The 19,091-nt window shown below is 67.8% G+C and carries 13 protein-coding genes; 7 read left to right on the top strand and 6 right to left on the bottom strand.

Annotation, left to right across the window (positions count from 1 at the left end):
• Positions 1 to 2 precede the first annotated feature (2 nt).
• Together O5O54_RS12225 and O5O54_RS12220 are read left to right on the top strand one after the other, a co-directional pair.
• Positions 3 to 902, top strand: a complete 900-nt coding sequence (locus O5O54_RS12225; protein ID WP_279482057.1) for a transglutaminase family protein — start codon at positions 3 to 5, stop codon at positions 900 to 902.
• A 109-nt stretch (positions 903 to 1,011) separates the two neighbouring features.
• Complete coding sequence (locus O5O54_RS12220) at positions 1,012 to 2,154, top strand: GGDEF domain-containing protein (RefSeq protein WP_279482056.1); 1,143 nt, start codon at positions 1,012 to 1,014, stop codon at positions 2,152 to 2,154.
• A gap of 4 nt (positions 2,155 to 2,158) precedes the next feature.
• Here the strand turns inward: O5O54_RS12220 and glgB are convergent, their stop codons facing one another.
• The 4 genes from glgB to O5O54_RS12200 form a co-directional block, all read right to left on the bottom strand.
• Positions 2,159 to 4,384, bottom strand: coding sequence for a 1,4-alpha-glucan branching protein GlgB (gene glgB, locus O5O54_RS12215; RefSeq protein WP_279482055.1), 2,226 nt, complete (start codon positions 4,382 to 4,384; stop codon positions 2,159 to 2,161).
• The gene (locus O5O54_RS12210) at positions 4,381 to 5,868 is read right to left on the bottom strand and encodes a phosphotransferase (RefSeq protein ID WP_279482054.1); all 1,488 of its coding nucleotides are present in this window, start codon (positions 5,866 to 5,868) and stop codon (positions 4,381 to 4,383) included. Before O5O54_RS12210 ends, glgB begins: the two co-directional genes overlap by 4 nt.
• Positions 5,869 to 5,915: 47 nt before the next feature.
• Positions 5,916 to 7,967, bottom strand: a complete 2,052-nt coding sequence (locus O5O54_RS12205; protein WP_279482053.1) for an alpha-1,4-glucan--maltose-1-phosphate maltosyltransferase — start codon at positions 7,965 to 7,967, stop codon at positions 5,916 to 5,918.
• A 146-nt stretch (positions 7,968 to 8,113) separates the two neighbouring features.
• Positions 8,114 to 8,959, bottom strand: coding sequence for a fumarylacetoacetate hydrolase family protein (locus O5O54_RS12200; RefSeq protein WP_279482052.1), 846 nt, complete (start codon positions 8,957 to 8,959; stop codon positions 8,114 to 8,116).
• Positions 8,960 to 9,382: 423 nt separating this feature from the next.
• Between O5O54_RS12200 and O5O54_RS12195 the strand changes: the two genes are divergently transcribed.
• The 5 genes from O5O54_RS12195 to O5O54_RS12175 all read left to right on the top strand — a co-directional run bounded on the left by O5O54_RS12195 (position 9,383) and on the right by O5O54_RS12175 (position 16,056).
• Complete coding sequence (locus O5O54_RS12195; RefSeq protein WP_279482051.1) at positions 9,383 to 11,224, top strand: ATP-binding protein; 1,842 nt, start codon at positions 9,383 to 9,385, stop codon at positions 11,222 to 11,224.
• Entirely contained in the window at positions 11,221 to 12,591 is a 1,371-nt protein-coding gene (locus O5O54_RS12190) for a sigma-54 dependent transcriptional regulator (RefSeq protein WP_279482050.1), read from the top strand. The genes O5O54_RS12195 and O5O54_RS12190 overlap by 4 nt, the downstream gene beginning before the upstream one ends.
• A 402-nt stretch (positions 12,592 to 12,993) precedes the next feature.
• Positions 12,994 to 13,971 (top strand): tripartite tricarboxylate transporter substrate-binding protein, encoded by a 978-nt coding sequence (locus O5O54_RS12185; RefSeq protein WP_279482049.1) that lies wholly within the window; start codon positions 12,994 to 12,996, stop codon positions 13,969 to 13,971.
• Positions 13,972 to 14,063: 92 nt separating this feature from the next.
• Entirely contained in the window at positions 14,064 to 14,537 is a 474-nt protein-coding gene (locus O5O54_RS12180; RefSeq protein ID WP_279482048.1) for a tripartite tricarboxylate transporter TctB family protein, read from the top strand.
• Positions 14,538 to 14,550: 13 nt separating this feature from the next.
• Positions 14,551 to 16,056 (top strand): tripartite tricarboxylate transporter permease, encoded by a 1,506-nt coding sequence (locus O5O54_RS12175; RefSeq protein ID WP_279482047.1) that lies wholly within the window; start codon positions 14,551 to 14,553, stop codon positions 16,054 to 16,056.
• A gap of 185 nt (positions 16,057 to 16,241) precedes the next feature.
• On the opposite strand, the gene guaD is transcribed toward O5O54_RS12175, so the two are convergent.
• Both guaD and O5O54_RS12165 read right to left on the bottom strand, forming a co-directional pair.
• Positions 16,242 to 17,651 (bottom strand): guanine deaminase, encoded by a 1,410-nt coding sequence (guaD, locus tag O5O54_RS12170; protein WP_279482046.1) that lies wholly within the window; start codon positions 17,649 to 17,651, stop codon positions 16,242 to 16,244.
• A 12-nt stretch (positions 17,652 to 17,663) separates the two neighbouring features.
• A complete protein-coding gene (locus O5O54_RS12165) occupies positions 17,664 to 18,923 on the bottom strand; it encodes a urate hydroxylase PuuD (protein ID WP_279482098.1) in 1,260 nt (419 codons plus the stop codon).
• Between the last annotated feature and the right edge of the window lie 168 nt (positions 18,924 to 19,091).

Below are 19,091 nucleotides of genomic sequence, written 5' to 3'. Positions count from 1 at the left end.
TCGTGATCTACGACATCCGTCTCCTGATCGCCTACCACTATCCCGGACTGGTGAAGGACGCCCGCCACATCCTGCGCGTCGAGCCGCGGGAGGATCGCGGCCAGCGCGTCCTCGCGCGCCGCCTCGGCGTCGAGCCGGCGCCCGGAGAGCTGCACGAGGAAGCCGACTTCTTCGGCAACCGGACGGCCCACCTCCTCCTGCCCCGTCCGCACGACGAGCTGCGCATCGAGCTGACGACGCGCGTCCTGGTGGAGCGCCGGGCGCCGCGCCTCGAGCGGACGCCGCCGCCCGCCGCCATCCGCCGCCTCGTGGCCGGGAGCCGCGACCCGGACGGCGGCAGCCCGGTCCATTTCGGCGGCGCCGGCCATCTCGTCGCGCCCTCCCCGGCCGTCGCCGCCTATGTCGCCGAGACGCTGGACGCCGACGCGCCGATCGGCCTCTCCCTCCTGGCGCTGGCCCGACGCATCCGGGCGGACTTCCGCTTCGAGGCCGGCGTGTCGTCCGTGGGGACGGGTGTCGAGGAGACCTTCGCCACGCGGCGCGGCGTCTGCCAGGACTTCTCCCACATGATGATCGCGGGGCTGCGCGGCTGCGGCATCCCCGCCGCCTATGCCAGCGGCTTCCTGCGCACCGAGCCGCCGCCCGGCCGGCCGCGCCTTGAGGGCGCCGACGCCATGCATGCCTGGGTCGAGGTCTGGACCGGCCCGGACGAAGGCTGGATCGGCTTCGACCCGACCAACGGGTGCCTAGCCGGCGACGACCATGTCCTCGTCGCGCTCGGGCGCGACTATGCCGACGTCGCGCCGATCGACGGGGTTCTGATCACCGCCGGTCCGCAGCGCCATCGTCACGCGGTGGACATGGTGCCCGTGAAGCCGGACGACGGCGCCCCGGCCCGCTAACGCTTCCTTAAGGACGCGCGGATCGATCGCGCGTTCTCCGGGACCCCCTAAACGATTCATTGTGCCGTGCGCGCGCAGAGTCCGGCCCGAAGCTGAGGGCTGTGGTTCCATGCAGGTCGATCTGTTCACGATATACGTGCTGTGCGGCGCCGTCCTGTGCGTGGCGAGCGCCCTGGCCTTCGGTGAAAGCCTGTTCAACGAACGTCGCAAGGGGGTCCTGCGCGTCTGGGCTCTTGCCTATCTCCTCCTGTTTTTTGGAACGGTCCTCGTCTCATGGCGCGAGAGCATCCCGGCAATTCTGGGATCCGGCCTGTCCAATCTCTGCCTCTTCGCCGGCTACGGGCTGATGGTCTCCGGCATCTCGAAGATCGGCGGCCGATCCGTCGCGCCGCCCGCCCTTCCGGTCGTCGGGGGTGCCCTGCTCTGGCTCTGGGTCGGTCCGAATCTGCCGCTCCCGATATGGCACGCCATGGCCTCTCTGGTGATCGCGACCATCCAGTTCGCCGGCATCACCGCACTCCTCGCGCCCTCGCTCGCGCCCTTGCGCTCGCGCCCGCTGGCCATCGCGATCTTCGCCATTCACGGCGCGCTCTACATGTCGCGCGTGATCGCCATGCCGATGCTCGACAGCCAGGCCGATGCGGCCTTCATCCAGTTGTTCGCGCTGATCACGATGGGAGAAGGCGTGCTCTATGCCGTAGCCGCGCCGATCGCGCTCCTCGCCATGGTTCGGGAGGAAGGGGAGAACCGGCTCCTCGCGGCTTCGCAGACGGACTTTCTCACCGGCCTGGCCAACCGCCGCAGCTTCACCCGGCAGGTCAACGCGGCCACGGAGGCCGGGGCGCCGGCCGGGATCATGCTCCTTTGCGACCTCGATCACTTCAAGGCCGTCAACGACACCTACGGCCACCAGACGGGCGACGAGGTGCTGCGTCTCTTCGCCCGCGTCGCCGAAAGCGAGATGAAGTCGGCGGCCATCATCGGGCGGCTCGGCGGCGAGGAGTTCGCCGCCTTCATCCCCGCCTGCGACATGCGCGAAGGCCACAACATGGCCGATCGCCTGCGCCAGCGCTTCCACCAGGCGGCCGCCGCAGCCAAGAACGGCCCCACGACGGTGACGGTCAGCATCGGCGTCGCCTCCAGCATGGAACGAAGCTACGAGGCGACCATGGCCGCCGCCGACCGGGCGCTCTATCTGGCCAAGCGGCTCGGCCGCAACCGCGTCGAGCAGGAGACGGCGCTGGCCGCCTGACGCGTCAGCCCTCTCGCGGCACCAGCACCACCGTCGAGAGCGGCGGCAGGCTCAAGGACAGCGAGAACGGCCGGCCGTTGGCGTGGATCTCCTCCGCCTCCTTGCCGCCCATGTTGCCGACGTTCGACCCGCCGTAGATCTCGGCGTCCGTGTTCATCGCCTCGGCCCAGAAGCCGCCGTGCGGCACGCCGATGCGATAGCCGTGATGGACGTTGGGCGTGAAATTGCAGACCACCAGCGCCGCGCCGCCGTGCTTGTCCTTGCGCAGGAACGACAGGATCGACTGGTCGACGTTGGACGTGTCGACCCATTCGAAGCCGTGCGGGTCGCAGTCGTTCTCGTAGAGCGCGGGCGTGCTGCGGTAGAGCGCGTTGAGGTCGCGGATCAGGCGCTGCACGCCTTCGTGCTCGCGATACTGGAGGAGGTGCCAGTCGAGCGACTGGTCGTGGTTCCATTCCGCCGCCTGGCCGAACTCGCCGCCCATGAAGAGCAGCTTCTTGCCGGGATGCGTCCACATGAAGCCGTAATAGGCCCGGAGGTTGGCGAACTTCTGCCACCAGTCGCCCGGCATCTTGCCGAGGATCGAGCCCTTTCCGTAGACCACCTCGTCGTGGGAAAGCGGCAGGACGAAGTTCTCCGAATACGCATACACCATGCCGAAGGTCATGTGGTGCATGTGGTATTTGCGGTTGATCGGGTCCTCCTGCATGAAATGCAGGGTGTCGTGCATCCAGCCCATGTTCCACTTGAAGTGGAAGCCGAGACCGCCGGCATAGGTCGGGCGCGACACGTCGGGGAAGGCGGTGGACTCCTCGGCATGGGTCGAGGCGTTCGGATACTGCCCCCCGACCTGCTCGTTGGTCTCCTTCAGGAAGGCCATGGCCTCGAGGTTCTCGCGCCCGCCATGGATGTTGGGCTCCCATTCGCCGTGGCTGCGCGAATAGTCGAGGTAGAGCATCGAGGCGACCGCATCGACGCGCAGACCGTCGACATGGAAGCGGTCGAGCCAGTAGAGCCCGTTGGCGACGAGGTAGTTCTTCACCTCCGTCCGGCCGTAGTCGTAGATCAGCGTATTCCAGTCCTTGTGGAAGCCGCGGCGCGGGTCGGCATGCTCGTAGAGCGCCGTGCCGTCGAAGCGGCCGAGGCCGTGGACGTCGGTCGGGAAATGGCCGGGCACCCAGTCGAGAAGGACGCCGATGTCGGCCTGATGCAGCGCATCGACCAGACGGGCGAAGCCGGCCGGATCGCCGAAGCGCGCGGTCGGGGCGTAGAGGCCGATCGGCTGATAGCCCCAGGAACCGTAGAACGGATGCTCGGAGACCGGCATGAACTCGACATGGGTGAAGCCCATGTCCTTCACATAGGCGGTGAGTTCGACGGCCAGCGCGTCGTAGTCGAGGAACGTGTCGCCCTCGCCCCGCTTCCACGAGCCGAGATGCACCTCGTAGATCGAGACCGGCTTCTCGCGGCCCTGCCAGTCCTGCGGCTTGGCCCGAAACGCGTCGTCGTTCCACTCGTGCTCGACGAGGCCGTCCACGATCGAGGCGGTGGAGGGCGCGAGTTCCTGGCGGAAGCCGACCGGGTCGGCCTTCAAGGGCAGGACCTCGCCGTGCTTGCCGATGATCTCGTATTTATAGACCTCGCCACGCTGAAGGCCGGGAATGAAGATCTCAAAGACGCCGGTATCAAGGCGCTTGCGCATGACGTGGCGGCGCCCGTCCCAGGCGTTGAAGTTGCCGACCACCGAGATGCGCCGCGCGTCCGGCGCCCAGACGGCGAAGGCCACACCCTTCACCCCGTCCATTTCGCGGGGATGCGCGCCGAGCTTCTCGTAAAGCTTGTAGTGGCGCCCTTCGGCCAGAAGATAGGCGTCGAAGTCGGAGAGGAGCGTGCCGAAGCGGTAGGGGTCGTCCTCCTCCCAGGTCACGTCGCCATGGCCGAAGCGGAAACGGTGGGTCGGCACGTCACCGGCGATGAAGCCCGAGAAGAGGCCGTCCACCTCGCCGCGCTCGAGCGCCCCCAGCACGTTGCCGGACGTGTCGATCACCTCGGCGCGCTCGGCGCCGGGGCGCATGGCGCGGATCACCGCGCCCCCTTCGGCGCGGTGGATGCCGAGCACCGCGAACGGATTCTCGTGGCGGCCGACGCCCAGCGCCCGGGCTTCGTCGCCATGCAGCCCGTGGTCGACGCCGGACGGCGCGGTCGAGGGAGAGGTTTCAGTCTGGCTCATCGGACGACCTGACGCTTTTCGAGAAGGGAAACGATGCCCCGGAGGGGGATGGACAGCCACGCGGGCCGCATGGCCGCCTCGTAGCGCAGTTCGTAGAAGGCCTTCTGCAGCACGAAGAGATCGAGGAGCCTGCGGTTCGCCTCGTCCACCAGGGACACGCCGCTGGCCGCCTCCCAGGCCTTGAGGAAATCCGCGCTCGTCCGCGCGGCCCAGGCATCGGCCGCCTCGCGCGCCGCTTCGCCCGCTTCCGCTCCGAGACGGTCGCGCGCGGCGAAGGCGGCGTAGTCGAAGGATCGCAGCATGCCCGCGACGTCGCGCAGCGGCGAGGTCTTGGCGCGGCGCTCGTTGAGCGGCCGGCCGGGCTCGCCCTCGAAGTCGAGGATCACCGCGTCCTCGCCCGACACCAGAACCTGGCCGAGATGGTAGTCGCCGTGAATGCGCGTGCGCCAACCACCGCTCGGAACCGCCGTGAAGCCCGCGAACCAGCCGTCGATCTCGGCGCGCGCAGCCAGAAGCCGGTCGATCTCGCCCTTCAGCTCCGGGCTGCGCTCGGCTTCGCGGGCGAGGACGTCCAACGCCTCGCCGGCTTCATGCCGCGCCTCGGCGACGATCTTCTGAAGCGAAGCGGCGTCGAGGGCTTCCGGGTCGAAGGCGGGATCGCCGGTGCGGGTCGCCAGCGCGGCGTGCATCTCGCCCGTGCGCCGGCCGAGCGTGCGGCCGGCGTCGAAGGTCTCCGCCGGCGCGGGAGCACCGGACAAGGCGGCCACGAGGTCGTCGGTCACGACGGCCCAGGCATCGCCCCGGTTGGCGACCCGCTCGAACAGCGCGGCGACCGCCGCGTGGCTTCCGTCCGGCCGGCGCAGCTCCAGCGAGCCGTAGAGCGCCGGCGCGCCGGTGAAGCCGGTCTTCTCGGTGAGGAACGCGGTGACCTCCAGCTCCGGCTGCTCGCCGTCGCGCAGGCGGCGGTAGAATTTCAGGATGCCGAGGCGGCCGATGCCGACCGAGGTGTTGGACTGCTCGCCCGACAGGACCTTGATCTCGGACGCCGGCACGCCCGCGACGGCGGCCAGACGCTCGGCGGCGGCCTGGCTGCGATGGACGACGAGGGCGCCCTCTCCCTCGCCGCCCTTCGCGAGACAGGCGACCACGGCCGCCGCGAAGGCCGGATCACGCGCGGCATCCGCCAGAAGGCCGCCGGCCGGACCGGCGTCCAGGCTGTGCGCGGCGGCCCCTTCCGGCGCCGCGACGAGCGGCAGGAAGTAGCGTTGCGCCTCGCCGTCCTCGATGGCGACCACCAGTTCGCCGAGTTCGGCCGCACCGATCGATCCTGCGATCGGCTCGAAACGCGCGCCCGCGACCGGCTCGGAGCGCCCGGCGAACCAGCGCTGGCGTCCGGCGAACTCGATCAGCGCGGCGGACGGCACCGAGGCCGCATCGAAGCCGTCGACCGGCGTCCTGCCCGGACTGGAGGATGAAGAGGTCATGCTGGCACTCTCGCTTCCCTGTGTTCGCGCGACGGCAAGGGCTCGAATCAGGCGGAGATCCGGAATACGGCGTAGGGCCGCTCATCCGGGCGGAACCACCAGTGCTGGATCTTGCCCGTCCAGGTGAACGTGCGCTCGTCCACGAGATCCTCGACCGTGATGGAAGCCTCGTCCCCCAGTCCGAGTTCCCAGAGGGGCACTTCGAAATGGCCCCCTTGCGGGTTGTGCGGGTCGAGGCTCACCATGACGAGGAGGTAGGACGAGCGGTCCGGCGTGCGCTTGGCGTAGTAGAGGACGTTGTCGTTCCAGAAGTTCAGGAACTCGAGGTTGCGGAAGTCCTTGAGCGCGGGTTCGGAGCGGCGGATGCGGTTGAAGAAGGCGATGTCGTCCCGGATGTTGCCTTCGCGCTTCCAGTCGAAGGCGCGGATCTCGTATTTCTCCGAGTCCTTGTACTCCTCCTTGCCCTTCACCAGCGGCTCGGATTCGCAGAGCTCGAAACCCGAATAGACGCCGTAGTTGCCGGCGAGCGTCGCCGCCAGCGCGAGCCGGATACGAAAGCCCGGACGACCGCTCGTGTGGAGGAAGAGCGGGTTGATGTCCGGCGTGTTGACGAAGAAGTTCGGCCGCATGTACTCGGCGCACTCCTCCCGCGTCAGCTCGGTCAGATACTCGCGCAGTTCCCATTTCTGATTGCGCCAGGTGAAGTAGGAATAGGACTGGTTGTAGCCGACCTTGGCGAGGCGCTTCATGAGCTTGGGCCGCGTGAAGGCCTCGGCCAGGAACACGGCGCCGGGATCCACGAGCCGCACCTCGGCGATCAGCCATTCCCAGAAGGGGAAGGGCTTGGTGTGGGGGTTGTCGACGCGGAAGATGCGCACGCCCTTGTCCAGCCAGAACAGGACGACGTCCAGAAGCTCCTGCCAGAGCGAAGGGATCGCGCCCTCGCGGTAGAAGTCCACGTTGACGATGTCCTGGTACTTCTTGGGCGGGTTCTCGGCATATTTGATCGAGCCGTCCGGCCGCCAGTCGAACCATTCGGGATGCTGCTTGATCCAGGGGTGGTCGGGCGAGCATTGAATGGCGAAGTCGATGGCGATCTCCAGCCCGTGGTCGGCCGCGCGCGTCACGAGGCGCTGGAAGTCGGCGAAGGAGCCGAGCTGGGGGTGGAGGTCCTTGTGGCCGCCCTCATGTGAGCCGATCGCGTAGGGGCTGCCGGGCTCGCCTTCCTGCGCCGTGACGTTGTTGTTCTTGCCCTTGCGGTTGGTCTTGCCGATCGGGTGGATCGGCGGGAAATAAAGGACGTCGAAGCCCATCTCGCGGATGTCGGGCAGACGCGCGATCACGTCGTCGAACGTCCCGTGGCGGTTGACGTCGCCCGACTGCGAGCGCGGCATCAGTTCGTACCAGGACGAGAACGCCGCGCGCTCGCGGTCCACCCATACCGGCACCTCGCGACCGTAGGACGAGAGGTTCTCGCGAAGGCCGACATCGCGCAGGAGGGCGATCGTCGCCTCCTCCTCGAAGGCGGCGTAGACGCTTGCGCCGTCGCCCTTGGCGGCGAGCTTGGCGATGCGCTCGCGCAGGGCCTTCAGGGCCTTCTGCTGGTCCTTGCTGCCCCGGCCCGATCCCGATGCCTTTTCGAGAAGGATCGCTCCCTCGCGCAGTTCCAGAGCGATGTCGACGCCCGCGTCCTTCTTCTTCTTGGTATCGCTCGCCCAGGTCGCGAACGTGTCGCGCCAGGCAAGGATGGTGAAGCGGTAGGGGCCGGGCTTTTCGAACGTGACCGTCGCGCCCCAGCGGTCGTTGGCGACGAAGGTGAAGGGCGTTTCCCGCCAGCCCGCATCGTCCCGACCGCGCGTGAGAAGCGCTGCGGCGATGATCTCGTGGCCGTCGGAGAAGATGTCGGCGGTGACGGTGAGCGGTTCGCCCTCGACGCGCTTCACCGCGAAGCGGCCGCCGTCGATCTCCGGCTCGACGCCCTCGATCGCGACGCGGTCGGGGCTGAGGCGGTGCAGGCGTTCCAGGGACGCTGCGGCAGCGGCCTTGCGGGCTGCCGTCTCGCGCTTCTTCGGCTTCTGCTCGGTTTCGGCCTGGGACATGGGCGGACCTTCCTGCTGCCAGTCGAGAAGCCGGGCGGACGGCTGTTCCGGCCCGCCCCGACGCGCAGAAGGAATAGGGGAAGGGCGCGTCTCTTCCAGTGCGCCCCGCCCTTTTGCCCGGCCCTTTTGTCGTCAGCCGTACCGGGTTACTCCGCCGCGGCGAAGACCTGCCGCTGCTCGCCGAGCTTCGGATTGCCGAGGGTGACGATGTCCCCGGCCTTCAGAAAGACCGGCGGCTTCATGCCGGCGCCGACCCCGTGCGGCGTGCCGGTGGTGACGATATCGCCCGGCTCCAACGCGAAGAATTCCGACGCGTAGGAGACGATCGTCGCGAAGTCGAAGATCATGTCGGCCGTGGTGCCGGTCTGCATGCGCTGGCCGTTGACGTCGAGCCACAGCTCCAGGGCGGCCGGATCCTCGATCTCGTCCGATGTCACCAGCCAGGGGCCGAGCGGGCCGAAGCCCGGCGCGCTCTTGCCCTTGATCCACTGGCCGCCGCGATCCTTCTGCCAGGCGCGTTCGGACACGTCGTTGCACAGGCAGAAGCCGGCGACGTAATCCATCGCCTCCGCCTTGGTGACCTGATAGCAGCGCTCGCCGATCACCACGGCGACCTCCACCTCCCAGTCGACCTTGGAGGAGCCCTTGGGGATCACGACGCCGTCGCGAGGGCCGGCGATCGAGGACACCGCCTTGTTGAAGAGAAGCGGCTCGGTCGGCACGTCCGAGCCGGTCTCGGCCGCGTGTTCGGCATAGTTGCGCCCGACGGCGACGAAGTTGCGCGTGCCCGCGACCGGGGGGCCCAAGCGGTGGCTCGGATCGGTCTTGGGCAGGCTCTTCGGGTCCAAGGCGCGCAGCTTCTCGAGGCCGGCGCGCGACAGCACGGCGCCCGCGATGTCGTCGATCTCGCCCGACAGGTCGCGCAAGGTGTTATCGGCGTCGATCAGGCCGGGCTTCTCCACCCCGGATTCGCCGAATCGGACCAGTCGCATGGAAATCTCCCTTTCGGTTGCTGGGTCATGTCCGCGGGCTGACAGGCATAGGCCGAAGGAGGCATGAGAGGCCAGAGCTTGCCGCGCGCAAGCGCCGCAGGTCGTCCGCAAAAGCTTTGCATGCGTCGTCGTGGGCATCGCGGGTGCAGAAGCGTCGCGACAGAAGGGCACGCAACAGCGGCCGGGCGCCTGATGGCGCCATGAAGCGGACATCGCATGGCCGGAAACCGAGGGCGGGTCGGCTCGCGGAGCTTCCGAGGCGTCGCACGGCAGCTCGCAGAAAAGGAGACTTGAAGCGACCGAACAAGCCACTCTACGCTCCCAAAGCATTTGGCGAAGCATGACGCTTCGTCGGCCAGGTCGAGGCAGGCGACGAGTTGCGCGCCGGCCCGACCGAGTTCGCTCGGAAGCAACAGCAAAGCCATGCGCCGATCCAAGCGTTTCTCGAATCTGCCGCTACCGTTCGGCTTGTTTCTGGTCGCCCTCGGGTTGTCGTCGGCCGTCGGCGTCTACTCGTATGCGCGGGCGCTGGACCAGTCGGTGGCCGTCGGGTCGGGAACGCTGAGGCTCGCCTCCGCGGCCTTGTCGGGACACCTCGCGCGCTACGAGGCTCTGCCCGTGCTGGTTGCGGAACGGCCGGAGGTGCTCGCTCTTCTGGCACGGCCCCGCGACGAGGCGGCCCGCCGTGAAGCCAACCTCTACCTGAAGTCGGTCAATTCGCTTCTGTCGTCCTCGGACGTCTATCTCATGCTGACCGACGGCGAAACGATCGCTGCCAGCAACTTCAACGGCCCCGGCAGCTTCGTCGGCGAGAACTTCCGCTACCGGCCCTATTTCCAGGACGCGGCCGAAGGACGGCAGGGACGCTTCTACGGCCTGGGCACGACGTCGGGCAAACGCGGCTACTACTTCTCCGCGCCGGTCCGCGCGAACGGCGTGGTCGCCGGCATCGTCGTCATCAAGGTGGATCTCGATTCCCTCGAGGCCGCCTGGGCAAGCGGCGAGTTCGAAATCATCGTGACCGACCCCGAGGGCATCATCTTCATGGCCGGTCGGCCGGACTGGCGCTTCCGCATCTTCGAGCGCGGGCCGCCGGATGCCCTGTCGCGGACCGAGGAAAGTCGACGATACGCAAACGAGCCATTGCCTGATCTCGGGGCAACCCGCTTCAAAGCCGGCAATCGGACCATCGTGGAAATTCCGGAGAAGGATGTCCTGCGCAGCTTCGTCACCCTCTCGGAGCCGATGCCCGAGGCCGGCTGGACCGTGCGGGTGCTGGTGGATCGAGCGCCGGCGCGACTTTTGGGCGTGGTCGTGGGCTTTGCGGTGCTGTTCCTGCTGGGCATCGGGGGCTTTGCCTTCGCGGCTCTCCAGCAGCGCCGGCACCGGCTGGCCGAGCGCGAGAGGGCACGTGCCGAGGCGCATGTGGAACTGGAACAGCGGGTCAGCGAGCGGACCGCCAAGCTCGCCAGCGTCAATATGCGTCTGAAGAAAGAAGTGGCCGATCGACGGGCCGCCGAAGATCTCCTGCGCCGGACGCAGTCCGATCTCGTGGAAGCGGGCAAGCTCGCGGCGCTCGGACAAATGTCGGCAGCGCTCAGCCACGAGTTCAACCAACCTCTCGCGGCCGCCAGCGCCTACGCCGACAGCACGACCGTGCTCCTTCAGCGCGGCCGCATCGAGGAGGCGAAAGAGAATGTCGAACGGATCGCCAGCCTCGTCGACCGCCTGACGAAGATTTCCCGACATCTGCGCAATTTCGCCCGGCGACCGGAGGAACAACTGGAGGCCGTCGATGTTCATGCGGTCGTCGCCGACGCGCTGGCCATCGCGGAATGGCGCCTGAAGGCCGCCGATGCGGAGGTAGAAACCCAGCTCGACCCACGGATCACGCATGTTTCGGCCGTGCCGGTCCGTCTGCAGCAGGTGCTGGTGAACCTCATCTCCAACGCTGCCGACGCGGTGGAGGGCGGCGAGTGCCGAACGGTGGTCGTCTCGGCGACTCCCGAACCCGACGGTCAGGTGCGCATCGCCGTGGCCGATCGGGGACCGGGCGTTCCCGACGCCATCCTGCCGCGCATCTTCGATCCCTTCTTCACCACGAAGGGCGTCGGCAAGGGACTTGGTCTCGGCTTGTCCATCTCCTACAACATCGTGCGCGACTTCGGCGGGAGCCTGTCGTGCGAGAAGCGGGCCGGTGGCGGCGCGGCCTTCTCCCTGACCCTTCGAACCCCCTCCATGGCCAACTCCGAGGCTGCCCTGTGAAGGATGCGACGGTCCTCCTCGTCGAGGACGAAAAGGAAGTTCGCCTGTCCTACACGCAGGCGCTGGATCTCGCGGGCTTCCATGTTCGCGCCTTCGCCAGCGCCGACGGCGCGCTCGAACAAGTCGGACACGGGCTGTCCGGCATCGTCGTCACCGATATCCGCCTCGCCTCCGGCATGGACGGGATGACCCTGCTCGGCCGCATCAAGGCGATCGATCCCGATATTCCCGTCGTGCTCGTCACCGGCCATGCCGACACCGCGCTTGCCGTTTCGGCCATGCGCGAGGGCGCCTACGACTTCATCGAGAAGCCCTGCCCGCCGCGCCAGCTGGTGGATGTCGTGTCGCGCGCTCTCGACCGTCGCCGGCTGGTGCTGGAAAACCGTCGCCTGCGAACGCTGGCCGACAGCCGTCGCGACGATCTCGAACTGCGCCTGATCGGGCGCACCACAGCGATGGTCGACCTGCGCTATCGTATTCGTGCGCTGGCCGCCGCCGATGCCGACGTGCTTGTCACCGGGGCCACGGGGACGGGCAAGGAGGTCGTATCGCGCGCGCTCCACGACATCAGCGCCCGCAAGGCCCGGTCCTTCGTGGTGGTGGATTGCGCGGCCTTGCCGTCGAACCTGGCCGAGGACGAACTCTTCGGCCACGAAGCGGGCGCCTTTCCCGGTGCCGTGCGGGCGCGTTTTGGAAAGTTCGAGCAGGCCCATGGCGGCACGCTGCTGCTCGACGAGATCGCCTCCCTCCCCCTCGACCTCCAAGCCAAGCTCCTGCGCGTGATCCAGGACCGGACGGTGACGCGGATCGGCTCCCATGTGCCTGTCTCGGTAGACTTGCGGATCGTCGCCACCATGAAGAGCGACCCGCAAGAGGAAGTCGCCGCGGGTCGGCTGCGGCCCGACCTTCTCTACCGCCTGAACGTCGTGACCTTGCGCCTGCCCTCGCTGGACGAGCGACGGGAGGACGTCGCCCTCCTGTTCCTGAAGTTCGTGTCCGAGGCGGCCGTTCGCCTCGGACGCGACGATGCAAGCGTGCCCCCGGCGGTGCTCGACGACATCGCGCGCCGCGCCTGGCCCGGCAATGTGCGCGAGGTGCGCAACGCGGCGGAGCGCTACGTGCTCGGCCTCGGCGTTTCAGCGGCCGAGGACGCGCGCGACCAGCCCGCTACCCGGCGTCTGGCGGACAGGGTGGCCGAATACGAGCGATCGTTGATCGCCGGGGCACTTGCAACGTCAGGCGGCAGCCTGAAGGCGGTCTATGAAAGCCTCGGCGTTTCGCGCAAGACGCTCTACGAGAAGATGCAGAAGTTCGGTCTCGACAAGCGCGGGTTCGGCGATGACGATGGCGGGGACGAGACGACATAACGGGTCTCGCAACGGCGGCGGCCCGCCTTTGGCTCCCAATGGGTCGATATCCACCCATCGCGAACGCGCAGATGGGTCATATTCCACCCATCGGCGGGGCGCTCGTCGAAATCTCTTGGCCGAGTGCCGGTGTTTGCCGTTGCGTCGCCCCATGGGCCTGCGCTCTTTTTGCCGAGCCGCATCGTGTTGGGAGACAGAAGGCGGTCCGACAAGCTGTCTGGGAGGACACGCATGACGCTTCAGCTTCTCTAAGCTTCCAGTTTCCAGCACCGACCGACCGGGCGCCGTCCGCTGCCCGTCGATGGGTCCGTCCGCTGCTGGCCGATCATCCGCCACCATACCGAGCCACCCTTCTGGGAAGGGTTGCCGACGCCGCTCACCTTTAGTCTGGGAGGAACCCTCATGCTCTTGAAACATCTCGCCGTTCTGTCCATCGGCGCGGTCCTGTCCGCCACGTCGGCGTTCGCGCAATCTGATTACCCGACGCAGCCGATCACGATTGTAGTCCCCTTCTCGGCGGGTGGGCCCACGGACACGGTGACGCGTCTGATCGCACAGACGATGACGAGCGAGCTCGGCCAGCAGGTTCTGGTTCAGAACGTGGGCGGTGCTGGCGGCACGCTGGGCGCGGGCCAGGTGGCGCAGGCCAAACCCGACGGCTACACGCTGCTTCTGCACCACATCGGCATGTCGACGGCCCCGACGCTCTACCGCCAGCTCGCCTTCGACCCGCTCACGGCCTTCGCGCCGATCGGTCAGGTGACCTCCGTGCCGATGACGATCGTCTCGCGCAAGGACCTCGAGCCCGCCGACGCGGCCGGCCTCGTCGCCTACCTGAAGGAGAACGGCGCCGACACGACCTACGCCCATGCCGGCATCGGCTCGGCCTCGCATCTGTGCGGCATGCTCCTGCAGGAGGCTCTCGGCGTCCAGATGATCACCGTGCCCTATCAGGGCGCGGCGCCCGCCATGACGGACATCGTCGGCGGCCAGGTCGACGTCCTGTGCGACCAGACCACCAACACCACCAACCAGATCAAGGCTGGCGAGGTGAAGGCCTATGCGGTGACGACGCCTGAGCGCGTCGCCTCCCTGCCCGACCTGCCGACCACCCAGGAGGTCGGCCTCGACAAGCTGCAGATCGGCGTCTGGCATGGCCTCTATGCGCCCGCCGGCACCGACCCGGCGATCATCGCCAAGCTGGAAGGCGCCCTGCAGAAGGCGCTGGCCGACGAGACGGTGAAGTCCCGCTTCGCCGAACTCGGCACTGCGCCGGTCTCGGCCGAGGAGGCGACGCCGGAGTCCCTGAAGAACCAGCTCTCCACGCAGATCGAGCTGTGGCGCCCGATCATCCAGGCCGCCGGCACCTACGCCGACTGATCCCGGCACGACGATCCGCATGACGTCGGCCGGCCGGGGCGCCTTGCTTCCGGTCGGCCCGCGCAAGAACGATGGCCTGGGGGGCAAACCACATGCATGCATCCGAGGGCGCCAAGTCGCGCCGCGACCTTCTGGCCGGCCTGATCTTCATCGCGATCGCCGCCGGCTTCGCTTTCGAGGCGTCGAACTACGAGATGGGCCGGGCGATCCGCATGGGACCGGGCTTCATCCCGATGACGCTGGCCATCTTGCTCGCCCTGTTCGGGGTGATGATCATCGTCGCCGGCCTGAAGAAGGACGAGCGGGTCGAGAAGACGCCGATCCCCTGGAAGGGCATACTCCTGATCCTGGCCGCACTCGTCATCTTCGGCGAGTTCGGCACCCTTCTGGGCCTCGTGCCGGTGGTCTTCATCGGCACCGCCGTCGTGGCGCTCGCCTCGGCAAAGAACCCGGTCGGCTCGGCGCTCGTCATCGCCGCCTGCATGTCGGCCCTGTGCTGGCTGGTCTTCAAGGTGGGCCTGGGCATCACCCTGCCGACCTTCGGCCCCCTTCTCACCTTCTCCTGAGGCGCGCCGATCCATGGAACTCCTGTCCCATCTCGCCCTCGGCTTCGAGACGGCGCTCACCCCCGTCAACGTCTTCTGGTGCTTCATCGGCGTGCTGCTCGGCACGCTGGTCGGCGTCCTGCCCGGCATCGGACCGACGGCGACCATCGCCATGCTCCTGCCGATCACCTTCTCCTTTTCGCCCGTCACCGCGCTCATCATGCTGTCGGGCATCTACTACGGCGCCCAGTACGGCGGCTCCACCACCGCCATCCTGATCAACCTGCCGGGCGAAAGCTCCTCGGCGGTCACTGCCATCGACGGCTACCAGATGGCCAGGAAAGGCCGGGCGGGCACCGCGCTCGCCACCGCCGCGCTCGGCTCCTTCTTCGCCGGCTCGGTCGCAACGTTGCTTCTGGCCATTGCCGCCCCGCCGCTCGCACGGGTCGCCCTTCAGTTCGGCGCGCCCGAATACTTCGCGCTGATCGTGCTCGGCCTTCTCGTCTCGATCTCGCTCGCCCACGGCTCGATCGTCAAGGCGCTCGCCATGATCTGCCTCGGCCTGCTGCTGGGCACCGTCGGCCAGGACATCTATACCGGGACGCCCCGCTTCACCTTCGGCCAGCTCGAGCTCTACCAGGGCATCAACTTCGTCTCCATCGCGGTCGGCGTCTTCGGCGTCGCCGAGATCTTCCGCAACCTCGAGAACGAGACGACACGCGAGATCGGGGTCAAGAAGGTCTCCGGTCTCTGGTTGACGAAGGACGACTTCAAGCGCATCGCCGGCCCCGTCGTGCGCGGCACCGCGCTCGGCTCCATCCTCGGCGTCCTGCCGGGCGGCGGCCACGTCCTATCCTCCTTCGCCTCCTACTCGATGGAGAAGAACCTCGCCTCCAACAAGTCGGAGTTCGGGCAAGGCGCCATCCAGGGCGTCGCCGGGCCGGAAAGCGCCAACAACGCGGCCGCGCAGACCTCCTTCATTCCGCTGCTCACGCTCGGCATCCCCGCCCACCCCGTCATGGCGCTGATCGTGGGTGCCTTCATCCTCCAGGGCATCACGCCCGGACCCAACGTCATCAACACGCAGCCGGCCCTGTTCTGGGGCATCATCGCCTCCATGTGGATCGGCAACGTGCTGCTCGTCATCCTGAACCTGCCGCTGATCGGGCTCTGGGTGAAGATGCTGACCATCCCCTACCGCATCCTCTTCCCCGCCATCGTGCTGTTCGCCGCCATCGGCTGCTACTCGATCAACAACAACCCGTTCGACGTCTATGCCATCGGCGTCTTCGGCGTCATAGGCTACGTCCTGATCCGCCTCGGCTGCGAGCCCGCCCCGCTGCTGCTCGGCTTCGTGCTGGGTCCCCTGCTCGAGGAGCACCTGCGCCGCGCCATGATCATCTCGCGCGGTAACGCCATGGTCTTCCTGGAGCGGCCTATCTCGGCCTCGCTCCTGGCACTTGGCCTTGCCTGCGTGGTCTTCGCGCTCCTCCCCTCCATCCGAAACAAGCGGAAGGAAGTCTTCGTCGAAGACGACTGAGGCATCGAGCATAGACGCAGGAAGCATCCCCAGACCTCACGGTCTGGGGATGCTTCCTGGCGTTCGGGCGATACGTTGATCGTTCGACCTTTTCGAAAGAGCCGACAGGGCCAAGCAGGTCAGGCCTTCGGCAGGCGTCATCACGCCCGCGCTTCATGGCTTTGAACACTGTTCGGACGTGGACGTCAGCGCGCCTGCACCTCGCCGCCCTGGCAGACCGGAGCGCTCCGGGAAGCAGCTGGCTGGTCGAGCCGTTCCGGCGGTTCGCCGTACATCCCACGCGCGTGGACCTTGCGCCCGTTGGCGTAGGTCGCCGCCACGTTGCGCTCATCGCCCATGGTCATCAGAACGAAAAGCTCCTCCTCCAGCGTCTCGACACGCTCGGCGCGTCGGCGCTGCGCCGGGGTAGCCGCCGTGTCGAGAAGGACGAAGTCGGCCTCGAAGCCCGGCGCCACCTGCCCGATCCGGTCGCCCATTCCGATCGCGTCGGCGTTTCCGGCGGCGAGCATGTAGAAGGCGGCGTGGCCGCGCAGCTTCTGGCCGCGCAGAGCCAGGACCTTGTAGCCCTCGGCGGCCGTCGTCAGCATGGAATAGGACGTGCCGCCGCCGATGTCGGTGGCGATGCCGGTCCTCAAACCGCTTTGAAGCGCCGCGTCGCGGTCGAAGAGGCCGGAGCCCAGAAAAAGGTTGGAGGTCGGGCAGAAGACCGCCGTCGCCCCCGCCTCCGCCAGCGCCGTGCGCTCGCGCTCCGACAGGTGGATGCAGTGGCCGAAGAGCGCCTTGGGCCGAACGAGGCCGTAGCGCTCGTAGACGGCCGTATAGTCCTTGGCCCACGGGAATAGCTCGGCGACGAAGGCGATCTCACCGTGGTTCTCGGAGAGGTGCGTCTGGATGTGGAGGCCGGGATGCTCGGCGGCGAGCGCCTGCGTCGCCTCCAGCTGCGCCTCCGTCGAGGTCGGCGCGAAGCGAGGCGAGATGGCGTAGGACAGGCGGCCGTTGCCGTGCCAGCGGCGGATGAGATCCTTCGACTCGTCATAGCCGCGCTGCGGCGTGTCGAGGAGCGCCGGCGGCGCGTTGCGGTCCATCATCACCTTGCCGCCAACCATGCGCAGGCCCAGGCGCTGGCTTTCCGTGAAGAAGCTCTCGGCCGACTGCGGATGCGAGGTGCAGAAGGCGACCGCCGTGGTCGTCCCGTTGCGCAGAAGCTCGGCCATCAGGAAGCGCGCGGCGGCGTCCGACACGGCCGGGTCGCCGTAGCGGGACTCCTCGGGGAAGGTGTATTTCGACAGCCACTCCATCAGCTCGGTCCCGTAGGAGCCGATCACCTGGGTCTGCGGCATGTGGAGATGCGGGTCGATGAAGCCCGGCATCAGGAGATGCGGGCGGTGGTCCGCGACGGGCATCGAAGGGTCGAGGCGGGGCAGAAGCTCCCCCGCCTCGCCGACCGCCTCCACCACCCCGTCGCGCACCACGACGAGCCCGTCGGCGATGTAGCGATGCGAGACGTCGACGCCGGCAAGGAGCGGATGCGCGTGATAGGTGAGGACGCGCGCACGGATCGCCAGCGTGCCGCCGGCCGGATGGATGTCGGTCATGTCTTCGATCTCTTATGGGCGCCAGACGCCGTCGCCGGACCGGATCCAGCGCGCCAGCGCCAGCCGCTCCTCCGGCTCGAGCCCGGTGATGTTGCCAGGCGGCATGGCATGGCTGCGCACGGCCTGCCGGTCGATCAGCGAGGCGTTGAGGACGATGTCGCGACCCGTCTCGAGAAGGATCGCCTTCGGCGCGTGGCTGATGCCTGGCCAGAGCGGCGCGCGGGAGTGGCACATGGAGCAGCGCGACTGGACGATGCTCTCGGCCTCAGTGAAATGCGCGGAGCGGGCGAGCGCGACCTGCGGGTCGGCGGGGAAGTCGAGGCTCGTCTCGGCCGCTGTCGGCTCCGAGCCGGGCGCCGCGCGCCAGCCGGGTGCGCCCGAGAGCGTGATCACCGCGGCGAACAGGATGCCGGCTACGGCCCAGCACCACCAGAGCTGCTGTCCCGTCTTGTGCATCGTGTTGAAGAAGTGGCGCACCACCGCGCCGATCAAGAGCACGAGACCGGCGATCACCCAGTTCCACTCCGTGGCGAAGGCCAGCGGGTAGTGGTTGGACAGCATCAGGAAGACGACCGGCAGCGTCAGGTAGTTGTTGTGGAGCGAGCGCTGCTTGGCCGCCGCGCCGAGGCGCGGGTCGGGCGTGCGACCGGCCTTGAGATCGGCCACCACGATCTTCTGATTGGGGATGATCAGCATCGCGACGTTGGCGGTCATGATCGTGGCGATCATGGCGCCCGTATGCAGCATCGCGCCGCGCCCGGAGAAGAGCTGGCTGAAGACGAAGCTCGCCGCCACGACATAGACGAAGAGAACGCCGAGCAGCGCCGAATCGTTGTTCCTCAGGGGCGACTTGCAGATCGCGTCGTAGACGACCCAGCCGAGCCCGAGCCCGAGGAGGCCGATCAGCGTCGCCCCCCAGGCCGGCAGGTCCGCCTTGGCCGGGTCGATCAGGTAGAGTTCGGCCCCGAGATAGTAGACGAGGAACAGGAGCGCGAAGCCGGAGAGCCAGGTCGCGTAGCTCTCCCATTTGAACCAGGTCAGGTCCTCCGGCATGTGCGGCGGGGCGACCATGTATTTCTGGATGTGGTAGAAGCCGCCGCCATGGACCTGCCATGCCTCGCCGCCGACGCCGACCATGGGCGCCCCGTGCGGCTTGCGCAGGCCGAGGTCGAGCGCGATGAAGTAGAAGGACGAGCCGATCCAGGCTATGGCGGTGACGACGTGCAGCCAGCGCACGCCGAACTGCAGCCATTCGGCGAAATAGGTCCACATGGGATAGCCCCCGAAGCGCCGCCCCCTTGTCGCGGACACTCCCAACGTTGATCCGATGTGCCTTGAGCGGCCCCTCGCCGTTCAGGAGACGGTGGGAGGAGCAGGCGTTGGTTGCGAAGGGCGCTCAGCGCCCTTCGAAGGGTTCTAGAATGCCTTGCCCAACCGCAG

Origin of the sequence: Aureimonas sp. SK2, from assembly GCF_029813115.1 — a bacterium.
In the GTDB taxonomy this organism is placed as follows: Bacteria; Pseudomonadota; Alphaproteobacteria; order Rhizobiales; family Rhizobiaceae; genus Aureimonas.
The sequence above is the reverse complement of the archived record's forward strand: the minus strand, read 5'-3'. Positions and strand labels throughout refer to the sequence as shown.

Coding starts and splice junctions, on each gene's coding strand:
- O5O54_RS12220 (WP_279482056.1), top strand. CDS start 1,012: ATGCAGGTCGATCTGTTCACGATATACGTGCTGTGCGGCGCCGTCCTG.
- glgB (WP_279482055.1), bottom strand. CDS start 4,384: ATGAGCCAGACTGAAACCTCTCCCTCGACCGCGCCGTCCGGCGTCGAC.
- O5O54_RS12210 (WP_279482054.1), bottom strand. CDS start 5,868: ATGACCTCTTCATCCTCCAGTCCGGGCAGGACGCCGGTCGACGGCTTC.
- O5O54_RS12205 (WP_279482053.1), bottom strand. CDS start 7,967: ATGTCCCAGGCCGAAACCGAGCAGAAGCCGAAGAAGCGCGAGACGGCA.
- O5O54_RS12200 (WP_279482052.1), bottom strand. CDS start 8,959: ATGCGACTGGTCCGATTCGGCGAATCCGGGGTGGAGAAGCCCGGCCTG.
- O5O54_RS12195 (WP_279482051.1), top strand. CDS start 9,383: ATGCGCCGATCCAAGCGTTTCTCGAATCTGCCGCTACCGTTCGGCTTG.
- O5O54_RS12185 (WP_279482049.1), top strand. CDS start 12,994: ATGCTCTTGAAACATCTCGCCGTTCTGTCCATCGGCGCGGTCCTGTCC.
- O5O54_RS12180 (WP_279482048.1), top strand. CDS start 14,064: ATGCATGCATCCGAGGGCGCCAAGTCGCGCCGCGACCTTCTGGCCGGC.
- O5O54_RS12175 (WP_279482047.1), top strand. CDS start 14,551: ATGGAACTCCTGTCCCATCTCGCCCTCGGCTTCGAGACGGCGCTCACC.
- guaD (WP_279482046.1), bottom strand. CDS start 17,651: ATGACCGACATCCATCCGGCCGGCGGCACGCTGGCGATCCGTGCGCGC.
- O5O54_RS12165 (WP_279482098.1), bottom strand. CDS start 18,923: ATGTGGACCTATTTCGCCGAATGGCTGCAGTTCGGCGTGCGCTGGCTG.